This is a genomic window from Mesorhizobium sp. M0119, from assembly GCF_040322615.1.
GTDB lineage: Bacteria > Pseudomonadota > Alphaproteobacteria > Rhizobiales > Rhizobiaceae > Mesorhizobium.
Map to the genome: position 1 here is coordinate 233,115 of NZ_JAMYTU010000003.1, position 16,506 is coordinate 249,620.

14 protein-coding genes are annotated in these 16,506 nt (G+C 60.9%); 11 read left to right on the top strand and 3 right to left on the bottom strand.

What is annotated here, in order from left to right; translation table 11 throughout:
• Window position 1: 1 nt before the first annotated feature.
• The gene (locus NKJ40_RS04780) at window positions 2-256 is read right to left on the bottom strand and encodes a hypothetical protein (RefSeq protein ID WP_352465023.1); all 255 of its coding nucleotides are present in this window, start codon (window positions 254-256) and stop codon (window positions 2-4) included.
• 211 nt (window positions 257-467) lie between these two features.
• Here NKJ40_RS04780 and hisS point away from each other — a divergent pair, with 211 nt between their 5' ends.
• From hisS to NKJ40_RS04805, 5 genes are all read left to right on the top strand, one after another.
• Entirely contained in the window at window positions 468-2,027 is a 1,560-nt protein-coding gene (gene hisS, locus NKJ40_RS04785) for a histidine--tRNA ligase (protein WP_352465024.1), read from the top strand.
• Window positions 2,028-2,300: 273 nt separating this feature from the next.
• The gene (locus NKJ40_RS04790; RefSeq protein WP_352465025.1) at window positions 2,301-3,419 is read left to right on the top strand and encodes an ATP phosphoribosyltransferase regulatory subunit; all 1,119 of its coding nucleotides are present in this window, start codon (window positions 2,301-2,303) and stop codon (window positions 3,417-3,419) included.
• Window positions 3,416-4,117 (top strand): ATP phosphoribosyltransferase, encoded by a 702-nt coding sequence (hisG, locus tag NKJ40_RS04795; protein WP_352465026.1) that lies wholly within the window; start codon window positions 3,416-3,418, stop codon window positions 4,115-4,117. The genes NKJ40_RS04790 and hisG overlap by 4 nt, the downstream gene beginning before the upstream one ends.
• A gap of 379 nt (window positions 4,118-4,496) precedes the next feature.
• The gene (locus NKJ40_RS04800; RefSeq protein WP_352465027.1) at window positions 4,497-6,263 is read left to right on the top strand and encodes an AMP-binding protein; all 1,767 of its coding nucleotides are present in this window, start codon (window positions 4,497-4,499) and stop codon (window positions 6,261-6,263) included.
• A 66-nt stretch (window positions 6,264-6,329) separates the two neighbouring features.
• Window positions 6,330-6,551: a cysteine rich repeat-containing protein gene (locus tag NKJ40_RS04805; protein ID WP_352465028.1), complete on the top strand. Its 222-nt coding sequence runs from the start codon at window positions 6,330-6,332 to the stop codon at window positions 6,549-6,551.
• A gap of 69 nt (window positions 6,552-6,620) precedes the next feature.
• On the opposite strand, the gene NKJ40_RS04810 is transcribed toward NKJ40_RS04805, so the two are convergent.
• The gene (locus NKJ40_RS04810; protein WP_352465029.1) at window positions 6,621-6,746 is read right to left on the bottom strand and encodes a hypothetical protein; all 126 of its coding nucleotides are present in this window, start codon (window positions 6,744-6,746) and stop codon (window positions 6,621-6,623) included.
• Between NKJ40_RS04810 and NKJ40_RS04815 the strand changes: the two genes are divergently transcribed.
• Window positions 6,739-7,695: a calcium:cation antiporter gene (locus NKJ40_RS04815; protein WP_352465030.1), complete on the top strand. Its 957-nt coding sequence runs from the start codon at window positions 6,739-6,741 to the stop codon at window positions 7,693-7,695. The genes NKJ40_RS04810 and NKJ40_RS04815 overlap by 8 nt on opposite strands.
• Before the next feature lie 853 nt (window positions 7,696-8,548).
• On the opposite strand, the gene NKJ40_RS04820 is transcribed toward NKJ40_RS04815, so the two are convergent.
• Window positions 8,549-8,848, bottom strand: coding sequence for a hypothetical protein (locus tag NKJ40_RS04820; protein WP_352465031.1), 300 nt, complete (start codon window positions 8,846-8,848; stop codon window positions 8,549-8,551).
• Between the two features lie 231 nt (window positions 8,849-9,079).
• Here NKJ40_RS04820 and NKJ40_RS04825 point away from each other — a divergent pair, with 231 nt between their 5' ends.
• The 5 genes from NKJ40_RS04825 to NKJ40_RS04845 all read left to right on the top strand — a co-directional run bounded on the left by NKJ40_RS04825 (window position 9,080) and on the right by NKJ40_RS04845 (window position 16,506).
• A complete protein-coding gene (locus NKJ40_RS04825; protein ID WP_352465032.1) occupies window positions 9,080-10,222 on the top strand; it encodes a helix-turn-helix domain-containing protein in 1,143 nt (380 codons plus the stop codon).
• 420 nt (window positions 10,223-10,642) lie between these two features.
• Complete coding sequence (locus NKJ40_RS04830) at window positions 10,643-12,292, top strand: putative bifunctional diguanylate cyclase/phosphodiesterase (RefSeq protein ID WP_352465033.1); 1,650 nt, start codon at window positions 10,643-10,645, stop codon at window positions 12,290-12,292.
• A gap of 148 nt (window positions 12,293-12,440) precedes the next feature.
• Entirely contained in the window at window positions 12,441-12,968 is a 528-nt protein-coding gene (locus NKJ40_RS04835) for a ubiquinone biosynthesis methyltransferase UbiE (RefSeq protein ID WP_352465034.1), read from the top strand.
• A complete protein-coding gene (locus NKJ40_RS04840) occupies window positions 12,965-14,143 on the top strand; it encodes a methyltransferase domain-containing protein (RefSeq protein ID WP_352465035.1) in 1,179 nt (392 codons plus the stop codon). Before NKJ40_RS04835 ends, NKJ40_RS04840 begins: the two co-directional genes overlap by 4 nt.
• Complete coding sequence (locus NKJ40_RS04845) at window positions 14,140-16,506, top strand: SpoIIE family protein phosphatase (RefSeq protein ID WP_352465036.1); 2,367 nt, start codon at window positions 14,140-14,142, stop codon at window positions 16,504-16,506. The genes NKJ40_RS04840 and NKJ40_RS04845 overlap by 4 nt, the downstream gene beginning before the upstream one ends.

Here is a 16,506-nt window from a genome sequence, read left to right on the forward strand (position 1 = left end):
CTCAGGCGCCGCCGGCGCCGGCCAGGAAAAACCCGGCGAGGATGGCCGCCAGCGCGGCGAACACCGGATAGATCACCAGCAGGCCGGTCATCAGCACGTCGCGCATGGTCGGCCCGCTGCGCTGTTGCACCGCGATCTCGAACGATCCCGCGATTTGCTTCGTCGCCTTCGGCGCATGATTGTCGGCCGGCCGCAGCCGGACAGAGTCGTCGCGTGCGCCGCTATCGATGATGTCGAACTTCTGTAGCGTGGCCATGGCCCCGAACCCCGTGTTTCGGCGCGCTTATCGGCCCGGATTGTGTCGGCACGATGCCGCGCGCATGGCGCGATTGTTTCAGCTTCTTTTTCTTGCCTTCTCGCGCAGGGGGAGCAGGGAAAAGCCGCAAACCCTTGCCTTCTCCGGGCTGCATCGGTAGGACACGCCGACCCGAAATAAGTCACCGATTGCTTAGCAAAGTACCCATCCCATGGCCGACAAATCCGAAAAGATGAAAGCGCGGCTGCCGCGCGGCTTTGTCGACCGCGGCGCCGACGATCTGCGCGCCGTCGAGAAGATGATGGCGACGATCCGCTCGGTCTTTGAGCTCTACGGTTTCGAGCCGGTCGACCAGCCGCTGATCGAATACACCGATGCGCTCGGCAAATTTTTGCCCGACCAGGACCGGCCGAACGAGGGCGTGTTCTCCTTCCAGGACGACGACGACCAGTGGCTGTCGCTGCGCTACGACCTGACCGCGCCGATGGCGCGCTTCGTCGCCGAGAATTTCGAGCGCCTGCCGAAACCCTATCGCAGCTATCGCTCCGGCTGGGTGTTCCGCAACGAGAAGCCCGGCCCCGGCCGCTTCCGCCAGTTCATGCAGTTCGACGCCGACACGGTCGGCACGCCGGGCGTCGCCGCCGATGCCGAGATGGCGATGATGATGGCCGATGTGATGGAGGCGCTCGGCATCAAGCGCGGCGATTACGTCGTCCGCGTCAACAACCGAAAAGTGCTCGACGGCGTGCTCGAGGCGATCGGCCTCGGCGGCGACGAGAATATCGGCCGCCGGCTGACCGTGCTGCGCGCCATCGACAAGCTGGACAAGCTTGGCGTCGCGGGCGTGCGCCTGCTTTTGGGCGCGGGGCGCAAGGACGAGAGCGGTGATTTCACCAAGGGCGCCGGGCTGGACAATACGCAAGTCGACGTTGTCATCAGCTATTTCACAGTCATGGCGCAGCACGATCCCGAAAAAATTGTCCAGACACTGGGATCCATCAACCCCGGTCTCAGCAATCTTATCGAGGAAAGGAAACTCGAACATCTGGGCATCACGAACGCCTCGTTTGTTGAGGGTCTTGCAGAGTTGGAGCAGATAAGAACCATGGTCGCACAAAGCGGCTACGGTGAGGATCGCATCCGCATCGACCCCTCCGTCGTCCGTGGCCTCGAATATTACACCGGCCCGGTCTACGAGGCCGAGCTGCTGGCCGAAATCCCCAACGAGGACGGCCAGATCGTGCGCTTCGGTTCGGTCGGCGGCGGCGGCCGCTATGACGGCCTGGTCTCGCGCTTCCGCGGCGAGCCGGTGCCGGCGACCGGCTTTTCCATCGGCGTCTCGCGGCTGATGACGGCGCTGAAGAACCTCGGCAAGCTCGACACGTCGGACGTGATCGCGCCGGTCGTGGTGCTGACCATGGACAAGGACACGGAATGCCTCGGCCGCTACCAGAAGATGGTGGCCGAGCTGCGCGCCGCCGGCATCCGCTCGGAAATGTATCTCGGCGGCGCCGGCATGAAGGCGCAGCTGAAATATGCCGACCGCCGCGGCAGTCCCGTCGCCATCATCCAGGGCGGCGACGAGCGCGCCAAGGGCGAGGTGCAGATCAAGGACCTGATCGAGGGCGCGAAGATGTCGGCCGAGATCGCCGACAACGCCGAATGGCGCGCCGCACGCCCGGCGCAGGTGACGGTGGCGGAAAGTGGGCTGGTTGCCGAGGTGAAGAAGATACTGGCGGCGCAGGCCGAGGAGCGGGCGCGTGGCAAGTAGAGGTCGCGTTCCTTCGCGCCCCCCTCTGTCCTGCCGGACATCTCCCCCACTTGGGGGGAGATCGGCTGCTTCGTCGATCTCGCTTTTCTTGCAACGTCCGCGATTGGCGAAAGCCGGCGCGACATCCAATCTCCCCCCTTGTGGGGGAGATGTCCGGCAGGACAGAGGGGGGCGCCGTAGAGCGCCTACGTTCGAACTCCGTCCAGCCGTTCGTCTTGGCGCTTCGCGCCAATCCACCTTCTCCCACAGGGGAAGAAGGGAAGGGCGCCTGCCATGACCTCGCGCCCCGCCATCGCATCAGACATCGCGACGCTCTTCGCCGCGCGCAACACCCATGCGGTCGAGGTTGCCGTGCTGCAGCCGGCCGATCCGTTCCTCGACATGGCCGGCGAGGATTTGCGCCGGCGGATTTTTCTCACCGAGAGCGAGACAGGGCAGACGCTTTGCCTGCGGCCGGAATTCACCATTCCGGTCTGCCTCGACCACATTGCCAGCCAGGCCGGCACGCCGCGCCGCTATTCCTATCTCGGCGAGGTGTTTCGCCAGCGCCGCGAGGGCGGCAACGAGTTCTTCCAGGCCGGCATCGAGGACCTCGGCGACCGCGACACGGCCGCCGCCGATGCCCGCTCGCTGGCCGATGCGCATGCGCTGCTTTCGCTGGTGCTGCCCGGCCGGGAGCTGGCGGTGACGCTCGGCGACCAGACCATTTTCGAGGCGGTGCTGGCAGCGCTTGGCCTGCCGCGCGGCTGGCGCATGCGGCTGGCCCGCGCCTTCGGCTCGGCGCCGATGCTGCAGGCCGCCCTTGCCGATCTCGCCAATCCGCCGCGCAACAGCCAGCTCGCCGGCCCGGTCGCCGCCCTTGTCCTCGATGGCGATCTGGAAGCTCTTTCGGCGCATATCGCCGGCGGCATGGAAGAGGCCGGCCTGTCGGCAACGGTCGGGCGTTCGCCGTCCGAGATTGCAAGGCGCCTGATCGAGAAGGCCGAGCTGCGCAGCGTCCGGCTGTCGAACGAGGCGTTCGCGGCTTTGAAAGGTTTTCTGGCAATCGACGTGCCGCTCGATAGCGCCGCCTGGGCGCTCGAAAGCTTTGCCGCCGACGCCGGCCTTTCGCTGGGGGCTGCGCTGGAGAATTTTGCGGCCCGCGCCGCGGCCATCGAAAGCCTCGGCCTGCCGATGTCTGAAATCAGCTACGACGCCGCCTTCGGCCGGCCGCTCGATTACTACACCGGCCTCGTCTTCGAGATCGCGGCGCAAGGCGGCGACCGGCCGCTGGCCGGCGGTGGCCGCTACGACCGGCTGCTGACGCTGCTCGGCGCCAAAACGCCGATCCCCGGCGTCGGCTTTTCCGTCTGGCTCGACCGCATCGAGGCGCTGCGGGAGACGGCGCCATGATCACGCTGGCGTTGCCGTCGAAAGGCCGGCTCAAGGAGCAGGCGCTGGAGATGCTGGCCAAGGCCGGGCTTGCCGTCAGCCTGCCCGGCGACGAGCGCAAATACCGCGCCCGCATAGACGGCCTGGACGGCGTCGAGATAGCGTTCCTGTCGGCCTCCGAGATCGCAGGCGAGATCGGCCAGGGCTCGGTCGATCTCGGCATCACCGGCGAGGATCTTTTGCGTGAAAACCTCGCCGATTGCGAGGCGCGCGCCGAAATCATCGCCCGCCTCGGTTTCGGCAATGCCGATGTCGTCGTCGCCGTGCCCGACATCTGGCTCGATGTCGACACCATGGCCGATCTCGACGACGTCGCCGCCGATTTTCGCCAGCGCCATGGCCGGCGACTCAGGATCGCCACCAAATACTGGCGCCTGACCCAGCAGTTCTTTTCGCAAAAGCACGGCATCCAGGTCTACCGCATCGTCGAAAGCCTGGGCGCCACCGAAGGCGCGCCGGCGGCGGGACTGGCCGACATCGTCGTCGACATCACCACGTCAGGCGCGACGCTGCGCGCCAATCATCTCAAGGTGCTGGCCGACGGCGTCATCCTGCGCTCGCAGGCCTGTCTCGTGGCGTCGAGGAAGGCGCGCGCTGCGGCCGACGAGGCGGTGTTGCGCGACGTTGCGGCCAGGATGGCGTCGGTGAACGCAGCCTGACGCGGCCGACCTCTCAAGACCTGGGTTCCTCGCCCACCGCGAAGCGGGGGAGAGGTGGCCGCGAAGCGGCCGGAGAGGGGGCCTTCGTAGGGCGCAGTCCCCTCTCCGTCTCGGCTTCGCCGAGCCACCTCTCCCCACTTTCGTGGGGCGAGGAACCCTAGCTGGCACGAAGACACAGCAATTTTGTTCTTGCTTTGTGCCGGCAGCTATGCTACTAATCTTGCTATGGTGCCAATTGGCCCCGAAGACCCGCCCGCCGAGGCGGGTTTTTTGTTTTTCGGCCCTGACAGGGCGAGTTCTCACCCCAGCCCTACCATCGACGGGATTTCCACCACCCCGCCGGGCTGATAGGCTCGGCTGGTCTGCGGAGGACACGGCGATGCCGATCAATCTCGACGAGTTGAAGAATGCCACCAGCCTGCGCGGCAAGGGCGAGGGTGGCTCGTTCATTGCGCCGGTCGACGGCACGGCGCATGTCTCCGGTGACCGCAGCGTGCCGCTCCTCAACCTGACGATCCCGGCGCTGTTTGCCGACACCGTCGGCAAATACGGCACGCTCGATGCCGCCGTCTTCGTCGAGCAGGACAAGCGCTTCACCTGGGAGGAACTGTCGGACACGGTCGATGCGCTCGCCGCCGGCTTCCTGGTGCTCGGCCTCGAGAAAGGCGACCGCGTCGGCATCTGGTCGCCGAACCGCTGGGAATGGTTGGTGACGCAATTCGCCACAGCCCGCATCGGCCTGATCCTGGTCAACATCAACCCGGCCTATCGGCTGGTCGAACTGGAATATGCCTTGAACAGGGTCGCTTGCCGAGCGCTCGTCACAGCCGCCAAATTCAGGAGTTCCGACTATCTCGGCATGATCGAGACGCTGGCGCCGGAGATCGCACAGGCTGCGCCCGGCAAGCTCGAAGCCAACAGACTGCCGGCGCTGAAGATCGTCATCCGCATGGACGAGGAGAGTTCGCCGGGCATGTTCAATTTCGCCGACGTGCTGGCGATGGCCGGGCGCGACGAGCATGACAGGCTCGACCGCATCTCCGACGGGCTGAAACCGGACGATGCCATCAACATCCAGTTCACCTCAGGCACGACCGGTGCGCCCAAGGGAGCGACGCTGACCCACAACAACATCGTCAACAACGGCAATTTCGTCACCGCGGCAATCCGGCTCACCGTCGACGACCTGCTGTGCATCCCGGTGCCGCTCTACCACTGCTTCGGCATGTCGATGGGCACGATTGGCTGCGTCACCAAGGGCGCGACCATGGTTTTCCCGAGCGAGGGGTTCGATGCCGGCGCCACGCTGAAGGCGGTGGCGACGGAACGCTGCACCGCGCTCTACGGCGTGCCGACCATGTTCGTCGGCCTGCTCGATCATCCGGAATTTGCCTCCTTCGACCTCACCGGCCTGCGCACCGGCATCATGGCCGGCTCGCCATGCCCGATCGAGGTGATGAAGAAAGTGGTTTCGCTGATGCATATGGCCGAGGTGACCATCGCCTATGGCATGACCGAGACCAGTCCGGTGTCGTTCCAGAGCAGCGTCGACGATCCCCTGGAAAAGCGCGTCTCGACCGTCGGCCGCGTCCATCCGCATGTCGAGGTCAAGGCCATCGACGCCGAAGGCGCCACCGTCGCCGTCGGCGCGCCAGGCGAGCTCTGCACGCGCGGCTATTCCGTGATGAAGGGCTATTGGGACGATGAGCAGAAGACCCGCGAAGCCATCGACGCCGACGGCTGGATGCACACCGGCGACCTCGCCACCATCGATGCCGAGGGCTATTGCAACATCGTCGGCCGGGTCAAGGACATGGTCATCCGCGGCGGCGAGAACGTCTATCCACGCGAGGTCGAGGAGTTCCTCTATCGCCACCCCAAGGTCAAGGAGGTGCAGGTGTTCGGCATTCCCGACCCGAAATATGGCGAGGAGCTGTGCGCCTGGATCGTGCTGAAGCCCGGCCAGATCACCACGGAGCAGGAGATCAAGGCGTTCTGCGCCGGCCAGATCGCCCACTTCAAGATCCCGCGCTACATCCGCTTCCGCACCGAATTGCCGATGACGGTGACCGGCAAGCCGCAGAAATTCCTTATGCGCCAGGCGATGATCGACGAACTGGGATTGGTGACGCAGAAGACGGCTTGAGAAGGCTTCCGTTCGTATTTACGCGCGACGGAGGCGTTGTTTGGGCAACATATTGAGGGGTGTTCCATGCGGATTGGGTTAAGCATACTTTTCCTGGCAACTCAGCTGGCAGCCACCGCGGCGCTGGCGCAGACGGCGGCCGAGCGTGAGGCCTGCCAGGCAGATTACCAGAGATTGTGCAAGGGCGTGTTGCCGGGCGGTGGCCGCGTCGTCAAATGCCTGGCCGGTCACATGAGCGAGCTGACGCCCGAATGCAAGAAGGTCGTCAAGGCCAACACGCCCGGCTAGCGCGCGAGCTTCCCTGCGGGTGGAAGGCAAAAAGGTGACACTGAGTGGTTTCGCAAGATCGGCGGTTTCCTACGGCATGCCGCTGGCCGCGATGGCGATGGCGATAGCGGTCAGGGCCAGCGGGGTGTCGGTGGACGAAGGGTCGCTGAGCACCAGGATATTTATCGGCGCGCTTTCGAGCGCGATCATGTTCATCACCATTTTCGTGGTGCTCGACCACGCCGAGGCGGTGGCCAGGCGGGTAGGCGAGCCGTACGGCACGCTGGTGCTGACCATTGCCGTGACGGCAATCGAAGTGTCGATCATCGTTTCCATCATGCTGCACGGCGCCAACAACCCGACGCTTGCGCGCGAATCCGTCTTCTCGACAGTGATGATCACCACTACCGGCGTTGTCGGCATGTGTCTCACATTTGGCGGCTGGCGCCATCGCAAGCAGGCGATCGTCCGCCAAGGGACCAGCGCCTATCTGGCGGTTCTGGTCGCGCTGAGCGTCATGACGCTCATTTTGCCGACCTACACGCGAACCACCGATCCCGGCACATTCTCGGCGGCCCAGCTTGGCTTCGTCAGCGTGCTTTCAGTGCTGCTCTATGCCGGTTTTCTGTTCGCGCAGACTGTCCGCCACCGCGACGATTTCATCGACGCACAAGCACATGGCGCTGCGGTGCGAACCGACGCCCACGAAAGCATCGCCGCCGGCGCTGTGCTCCTGCTGATCGGGCTGGTCGGCATCGTCATGCTGGCCGAGCAGGTCGCGGCAAGCGTCGAAGACGCGCTCGTCGCCTACCAGGTGCCCCAGGCCGACGCCATTGTCGGCGCGATGATCGCCGGGTTGGTCTTGATGCCGGAGGCGATTTCAGCGGTTCGTGCCGCCCTCAGCAACGAACTGCAGCGCGGCCTGAACGTCGCCATGGGTTCGGCCTGCGCCACGATCGGCCTGACAATACCGGGCATAGCCGCCGCCAGCCTGCTGACCGGAAGAGGGCTGACCCTGGGGCTGCCGGCGACCGACGTGGTGCTTTTGGTGCTGGCGCTTTTTATCTGCAATGTGAGCTTTAGTACGGAGCGAACGACGTTCCTGACCGGGCTGGTGCATCTGGTGGTGTTTTGCACGTATGTGTTTTTGATTTTTGTGCCGTGAGAGTGCTGGGTTGGCAGGCAGATGCGGAGCGGTCATCCGTTTCCACACCGAGTTGCGAAGTAAGCTGCAGAAGATCCCGTTGAGGCAATGGTCGAGAGTTGGGGTGTGACGATAAGGACGGCTTGAGGTGCGGCCGCTCCAATTTGTCTGCTGTGCGCCATGGGACGCTTACTATCAAGGCCTTCAACGTGTCGATAGGGCCGGAAGCGGACAGGCAGCTTCTGGCGTCCAAAAGGCGCTGGCAGACATTCAAACAGGTGGGATTGAAGTCTCTAACTGGCCCGACCACGACAGCCGAGCCCCCGATAGTAGGTCCGCTTGCACTGAAGCAAATCTCAACCAGTGCAGGGAATGGTATTGGAACCACCGTCAACTCGTGCCTGCGCCGGTTTCAAGTCCGGTGTCTTGGCAACAGTGCGTCGCGACTGAAAGGATTCATGCAACCGCCTTTGCTTATCGCTCTTATCCATCATCTTTGAACCAAAATTACTGGCACTTGGGCGAATGTACTAATGCCCGATTCCCCCAGCCTTTTCCGATGAGACTTGACCGCCTCAAGTAGTTCGCGCTCGCTGGTGTGAGCATTTCGAAAAATGGCCACAACCATTACTGTCAAGATTTCGGCCGCCTGGTCCAAAGGGTCGAGATGCTCATCCGCGCAGACCTGATCGAACACGCGTTCGCAAATAGCCAGGTCATGAGGGCTGAGGCAGGTGCGATTGAAATGCCGACGCAACATCTGTGCGAACCTTTTCAGGGCCCGCTACCGTGCTTGCGGCGGGCTTTTGCTGATGAACCGCTGAAGCGATGGCTGTCTAAATGACAATGTCATCTGCAGTGCATAGGAATCAATTTACTTGGTTCCTGATTGCTCCGTTATTAATCCTAGCATAATCGCACACTCACGGGCTTTATATTGTCCGGTAATCATAAGTCTATAGTAATCCTGCCGCTTGTTTTCCGGGACGTGAAATCCGCGCCGAAATTCGGCTGCCTCTTTCGGAGTTCGAGTGCAACCGAGTTTGCTGGCGGTGACTTTCAAACTCGCCAGTGAGCATCCGACCTTTGCCGCAATGTTTTTCAACGGCTCGTTGTTACCGTATCCATCCAGAATTATCCTGCGACGAGCTTCGCCGTTGAGCCTAGTGGCCATTTTGGTGGTCTCCTCAACTGATATTCCACGATGCCCGATTCTATACGCACCAGGTTGAAGAGTGTCGTTGGCGTCGCATCCAGAAACTTATCTCGCAATGCATTTCTTGCCGTAATCCAGCGTGATCGCCGTTTCACTCGACTCGAGTTCACCAGTCTTGCCAGATGCCCGAAGTACACCACATGATTGAGACGGGCATGGGCATACCCGATTCGGATGTGGCACCACGCGATGGACACTAAGAGGCAAGACGAGGTCCGTGCGGGGCAGCCGCGGGACCGTGATCGGCGTCGTTGGCCACGCGAAGATCAACCCCACAATGAGGACGCTCCATCGCCCGCGCCGGCGTTCGAACCTCTGCCCTTTTCGACGCTGGAACTGGCGCCAGAGGATCAGTTCGCCGCTTGGCAAGCGCATATGGCGCCGCTTGTCGAGGTCAGGTTGCCGGATGACAAATCGTTGAACGATGGCTTTCCCGCCGACCACACGGCTTGGAATCTCGGTGGCATGCTGATGATTCAACAGCGCGCGCCGGCACATAGCTTCATGCGTTCCGCCGCGAAGCTCCGATCCAGTTCGATCGATCACTGGTATATCGTCTTGCCTCGTACCGGCCGGTCGTGGACGGAGATCGATCGCCGCGTTGCGGAAAACCAGCCGGGCAAGTTGGAGATCAGATCACTTGGCTATCCGTTTCGCGGGAGGGTAACGGACTCGGAAAGTCTCGTTCTCTATCTGCCGCGTGATTTGTTCTCTGATGCGGCGTCAACCCTCGATGCAAAGAACAATTCAATTCTGTCCGGTAACTTTGCCAACCTTTTGGTCGACTACGTCAACAGCATCGAAGCAAGGCTGCGCAGTCTCACCGCTGACGATCTACCCCGCATTGTGCACGTAACACGCAGCATGATCATTGCCTGCCTCGGGCCTCCGGCCGAACAGGCTGCGGCCGCCGAACAGTTGAGAAGTGTCGCCCTAATGGAGCGAGCGCGTCGATACGTCCAAAACAATTTGGATGCAGCTCATCTCACACCGGATTCAATGTGCCGGGCGCTCGGCGTATCGCGCTCTCGTCTCTATCAGGTGTTCGAACCGAGCGGTGGCGTTCTCCATTACATACAAAGTCGCCGCCTTATGGCAGCCCATGTTGCGCTTAGCGATCCAGGGGACAGCCGGCGCATTGTTGAAATTGCCGAGGCCTTTGGGTTTAGTTCAGCGGCTAATTTCAGCCGAGCATTCAGCAAGGAATTCGGTTACAGCCCCCGCGAAGGCCGCAGTACTGTGGTATTGCCGCGCCCCGCCCACTCTGTTTCGCATGCCGGAGACAAGGAGGCCTCTTCCTTTGAAGGTTGGCTCAAGGCGCTCGGAAACTGATTACAGGATCGCGAAGCTGATGGGGCTGACTCAGAAGAGGGGTTGCCCGGGGCGGCGAAGGTCACGCCACCTCATGGATCACAATATCTTCGTGCCGCGCCTACTGCGCATCAATCACACAGCTGATTCTGGCCAATTCACGGTTTGTTAACGAACTGTGACGGTTCATCGTTATCGATAATTTGCCGCCAATCACGGCGGAGAATACATGGAACTAGGCTGCGGGCGGCTCTTATTAAGACTGCGATTTGAAAGTTTGCCAAGCTCGACAGTTATGCTATTTTTAGACTGGGGGTCGCGAGTCTGCACCGCCTATGGAGGTGGTTCTTGCCCTCAGAGGCTTCAGGCGTCGGCACGGAGAGTGAGGGGCCTTCATCGAGCGATGCTCCAAGTGTCGGCGAAGGCGTTCTCGCAGACCTTTTGGCGAACACGACCGAACTTTTGTCGTTCTATGACCGTGACTTTCGCCTGACGCACTACGCGGCCAGGCTCAAAGGCGTGTACGGAGGCGCGGTAGCGCCAGGCGCCGCCGTCTGGGAGATCTACCCGAGCTTTCTCGATACGAGCTATCGCGACGAATTTCTTCGTGTGTTCCAGGGTGGCTCTCCGGCAAGCATCGACTTGCCGCGATCATCGGGCGGAGCGCACCGGTCCGTTTTTGTGTTCACCACGGCAAATGGTGCGGGAATCATCGAATCAAGGGAGGACGGCGGGCGGAGCGCAGCGGAGGAACAAGAGCATGTAGTTCTACTCCATCAGGCGACGCACGACGTGCTGACCGGACTGCAGAATCGGCGGCGATTCGGCGAGCGGCTGCAGCAGGCAATGGCGGCCCTCGGCGGATCAAAGCCGAAAGCCGCCCTTCTGCAAATCGACCTTGACGATTTCAAAGCGGTCAACGACACGCTCGGCCATGGAGCAGGCGACACTCTTCTTCAACTCGCGGCGGGTCGTATCCGCGACGCGCTGCAGGACGGCGAATCCGCATACCGGTATGCCGGCGATGAGTTCGCTGTCATCCAATTGGGAAAGGAGCAGCCAGCAGAGGCTGAGCGCCTCGCCGGATCGCTAGTCGACGCGTTCAAAGACCCGTTCGTCATCAACGGCATTCCCGTGTTCGTCGGCTCGAGTATCGGAATTGCTTTCGGGCCGGAGCACGGGACCGATGGCGAACAGTTGATGAAAGCCGCTGACATTGCTCTTTACGCAGCCAAGACAGATGGACGCGGCTGCGCTCGAACATTCAACCGTTCGATGCTGCTCTTGCTCGAGCAACGCGAGAATCTTAGGCGCAGCCTTCGAACCGCTCTGGAGCGCGGCGAGCTTTATCTGGAGTATCAGCCGCTCATTCGGCCTCCCTCGTCAGTGACCGGTTTCGAAGCGCTGCTGCGGTGGCGGCACCCCGAGGTCGGAATCATTCCACCCAACGTGTTCATACCGATCGCCGAAGCCGACGGTCTGATGGACGAGATTGGACGATGGGTGCTCGAGGAAGCCTGTCGCCAGGCGTTGACGTGGCCTTCCTCGCTGACAGTCGCAGTGAACCTGTCGCCGGCTCAGTTCCTCAGCGGTTCGCTGACGGACACCGTCGCTCAGGTCGTCGACGCAGTTGGGATTGAAGCCGACAGACTTGAACTTGAGATAACCGAGAGGGTTCTACTTGAGAAGACGATCGACAATATAGACACATTGAATACGCTGAATGTCTTGGGAATACGAATATCGCTAGACGATTTTGGAACATACTATTCTTCGTTGAGCTACCTTAAAAATTTTCCCTTCGATACGTTGAAGATAGATCAGTACTTTATTGCGGACTTGGAGACCGATCTCAAAAGCCAAACGATCGTGCGATCGATCATGAATCTGGCGCACGGCCTCGGGATAAATGTCACTGCCGAGGGCGTCGAGACCCCGGCACAGGCACGGTGGCTGATCAAGGAGAATTGCGATTGCCTGCAAGGCAACTTCCTGGGAAAGCCGCTTGGAGCCGAGGCGATCAGCGGTTTCATCAGGCGGTCCCCGCTGAGGGTGGTACGCGCGATGGAGGAATCAAAACAAGCGCTCTAGCGCCTTGCGCCCTTCGTTAACGGTGAGGCGGAGATTCGTAGAACGATCGAGGCAGATACCGCGCAATTCTTCGAGTCGGTGCGAGACTGACTCATTACGGGCGCGGGAAATTTTTCATCGCGGAGGCCATCACCCCGCGAGAGTGAGGATGCCGATGGGACCTGTTCATCATGACCTGGCTGGCGAGCCGACTTTTGAGCCGATGATCCAGATCGACATGGAAATCAAAGCGTTTGTCTCCGCTTGGAAGCATTGCGATTATGTCTCGACATACGTGGCCCGGATGATCAGTCAAAACAGGTCAGACTCGGTCCACCATTCAAATCTCTTTTCCTCTGCCTTCAACGAATTGCTGGAAGTCGCCTTTCGTACTCGCCATGCCGACGGCGAACTGGCATGCAGGGTGTCTCGCCATGGCGCGACGGATAGGATCGAGTTGACATTTCCTTGCGTGCCAGAGGAGCGCCAATTCTACGAAGAAGCCGTGTCGCAGTTCGTAGGAATAGAGGCCAGAGAGCGGTATCTCAATTCGGTATCTGGGGATCTCGCGCCGAGCCGCGAGGTCGTACTCCTGGAACTGGCTGTTGACTACAACGCGACACTCTGGATCGAGGACGCCGACGGCGATGCAATCAAGCTTGTCGTGGACCTTCCGCTTGAGGGCTTGCAACATTGAGCCCTTACGACCTTCTCCCGCGCTTCAAGACGCAATACGACGCCAATAACCAGGAGTTCTCCATTTCGGGAGTGGTCCGGCCTCAGGCGATCGATGAACTTGGGCCGAGCATAGCATTGCTCCGCGATGCGATCGGCCATGTGCGCGGCGTTCTCTACGTCAATGTCAGGCGCCTGACGCAGATGAACAACGCTGCGTTTCACAGCTTTTCGAGGATCATCATCGACGCTTGTCGCGCTCGACCCGATCTCAAATTCATGGTCATCACGTCAAGCGTCGTCGGATGGACCTCGCGAAAATTCGGTCGCCTGAGCGCAATCGAACCGAACATCACGGTTGAGGAGTATGACACCGAATTCTATCCGGGGCAGGGTTTCCTTGAGGAAGGCGGGTTCGTACCCATCCTGCGCACTCAGACAAAGTTGACCTGGCGCCACGAGCGCGCAATCTTGCCGCGACACGGCATGAGGTCCGGGATCGTCATGGCTGACATCTGTTGCGGGATCGGTGATTTCGCCGTGCTCGCGCAGAAGGAGTTCCAGCCGTCGCGGATCGTCGCCCTCGACCATTCCATATCAAGCCTGACCTATGCTCGACGAGTGATGCGGGAGTTCGACATCCGGGGCATCGAATATACCTATGGCGATGCGTCGGAGATGCTGCTCGACGAAGCGCAGTTCGACCTGGTCACCTGCCGACATTCCCTTCAAATCTTCAATCGACCTGAACTCATTCTCAAGGAGCTCTACCGCATCTGCAAGCCAGGCGGGCGGGTCTATATCACCAACGAGAAGAATTCGCATTGCCTCGGCGAGCCGCGCGCCGAAAGCATTCGTTGGACCTACAACGAGGTGGCGAAGCTGTTCGGGCATTTCGAGATGGACGTCGAGCTTGGACCCAAGAGCCGGCGATACCTGATCGAAGCCGGATTCGAAGACATCCGTGTGGAGACCTTCATGGTCACTAACCTGGACGGGGATCCGCAGGACTTCGCCGATGTCATTGCGGCCTGGGCGGATGTCTATGCGGGCGAGATGGCGACCAGACGCGGCGATGGACCGGAGTTCGTCGCACGGTTTCGGCAGGGCTTCCAGGACCACATTTTCGCTGCGCTCCACCCCAAGGGTTATGCGGGTTGGCCGATCTGGGTGGCATCGGGGCGACGGCCGCAATGAAAGCCGATGATGAGCGAACACCGCGATTCGGCCTGCGCTCCTTTCGAGCGAAATTCGTATTGGTCGTTGGCGGCGCCGTGCTGTTCGACCTCCTGCTGAGCGGTGGCCTGGCGCTTTGGAATGTTCAAACACTGTCGCGCGACGCCACATCCGAAGTCGGTGAGGGCCTGACGACCGCAAACCAAGAATACATTCGTTCCTATGCCGAATCGACAGCGTTAAGCGTTGACCTGCTGCTCGATCGAGTCCATGGGGACGTCAAGGCGCTGGCGGGCGTGCTGCAGGCCCAGATCGACGATCCAAGCAGGCAACAACAGGTCGGGGCCACGCTTTCGAAGGAGGTGCCCGGCTCCGTGAGGGTCGTCTACGACGCACAGGGCGATTGGGCACAGAACCTGCCGGGAGCGCCTTCCGTGGTCAGCGTCTGGGGCTACCTGCTGGGCGCCGACCACAGTCCAATGCCAAGCGTTCAGCGGGAAATAGAAGACAGCACCGTGTTGGACCTCGTTGCGCCGACGCTCATGTCCAGCGGGTCGTCCAAACTGCAAATGTACTATATTGGCCCAAAGGAACGGCCGATCTTCAGGACCGTACCGTATACGGACCAGGCACAGACCTTCGACCGGCTCTATCCAGGCCACAACAAGGCGGAGTTCTGGGAGTTTTTCTTTCCGGGAATCTATGGGTCATGGCAGCAATGGGCCAAGAATCCAGCCTCGCGTCCGGTCCCTGACGATATCACCCAGACAGCGCCTTACACCGATGCGATCACGGGAAAGCTAATCGTCAGCTTTTTCCACCCGCTGTGGACGCGCGATCGCACCGGTATCGCTGGTATAGCGGGAGCAGACATCACTCTCGATCAACTCGCGGAAGTCGTCGAACGTGTGAAGATCGCCGAGACCGGGTTCGGCTTTCTCACAATGTCGACTGGCAACGTGGTGGCGATCAATCCGTCAGGCCAGGCAATCATCGGCCTGACCTCATCGAGCGATGCGGGCACCCAGGGCGTCACCGGCCTGGAGAGGTCCCTGCGGGGAAGCACGCAGCCGGCTATCGCGTTGCTGCCTCTCGACCAGAACAATGACGGTGTCATTCAGCATGTCATGCTCGCCGACAAGGGCGAACGCGTACCCTACATTTTTGTCCTCAAAAGATTGAAGCCGACCAATCTGTGGAGTTCGGGACCGATCAAGTCCGAAATGATGTCGGTCGGGATCGTCGTTCCCGAACGAGAGATCTATGCATCCCTGTTCGCCGCGCAGAAGAGTATTTCCCGTGCAACCAACCGTATCCTGCTCTTTCAGATCGCCGCGATCGTCGTTTCGCTTCTGATTGTTTTTGCCGCCGTGCTTGGAATTTCGAAGCGGATCACCGCGGGCCTCAGGGCGCTTGCCAGCGCCGCCCAGCGGCTCCAGTCCAAAGACTATTCAGTCCGCGTGAGCATCCCAACGCGCGACGAAGTTGGAGCGGCAGGGGTCGCTTTCAACCGCATGGCTGAGCAGATCAGCTTTCACACGGAAAACCTCGAGCAACTCGTCGACGAACGAACCAGGGAACTTGGGGACGCAAATCAGGAGATTTCCGCACTCAACGAAAAGCTGCAGGACGAGAACGTTCGCCTTGGTGCCGAACTCGCGGTCGCCAGACAGATCCAGATGATGGTCCTACCGAAACAATTCGAACTAGAAGCGATTCCGGGGCTGGAGATCGCAGCCTACATGCGGCCGGCCGACGAGGTCGGCGGCGACTATTACGACGTCCTGCAGAACGGGCCACGGGTCAAGATCGGCATCGGCGACGTGACCGGTCATGGTCTCGAGAGCGGCGTGCTGATGCTGATGGTCCAATCCGTTGCACGTGCGCTGCAGGAGACCAACGAGGGGGACCCGCACCAGTTTCTGGATCGATTGAACAGGGCAATCTACAAAAACATCGAGCGGACGAACACCGGCAAGCATCTCTCGTTGGCCTTTCTTGACTTCGAGGATGAGCGGGTAACGCTATCCGGCCAGCATGAGGACGTTCTCGTCTTGCGTGCGGATGGGGAAGTTGAACGTATCGATACAATCAATCTTGGTCTGCCGGTTGGCTTGGAGAATGACATCTCGAAGTTCATTGCCACGCGTGACATCCTGTTCGGGAGCGGCGACGTGATCGTGCTGCACACAGACGGTGTGACCGAGGCCGAAGCCCAAGACAGAGAATTGTTCGGGTTCGAGCGCCTCTGCCAGAGCGCACAAAAACGTCACGGCAGCAGCGCCGAGGACATCAAAACCGGGATCATCGACGATCTGATGGCCCATATCGGGGTCCAGAAGATCCACGACGACATCACCCTCGTGATCATAAGGCACAAATAG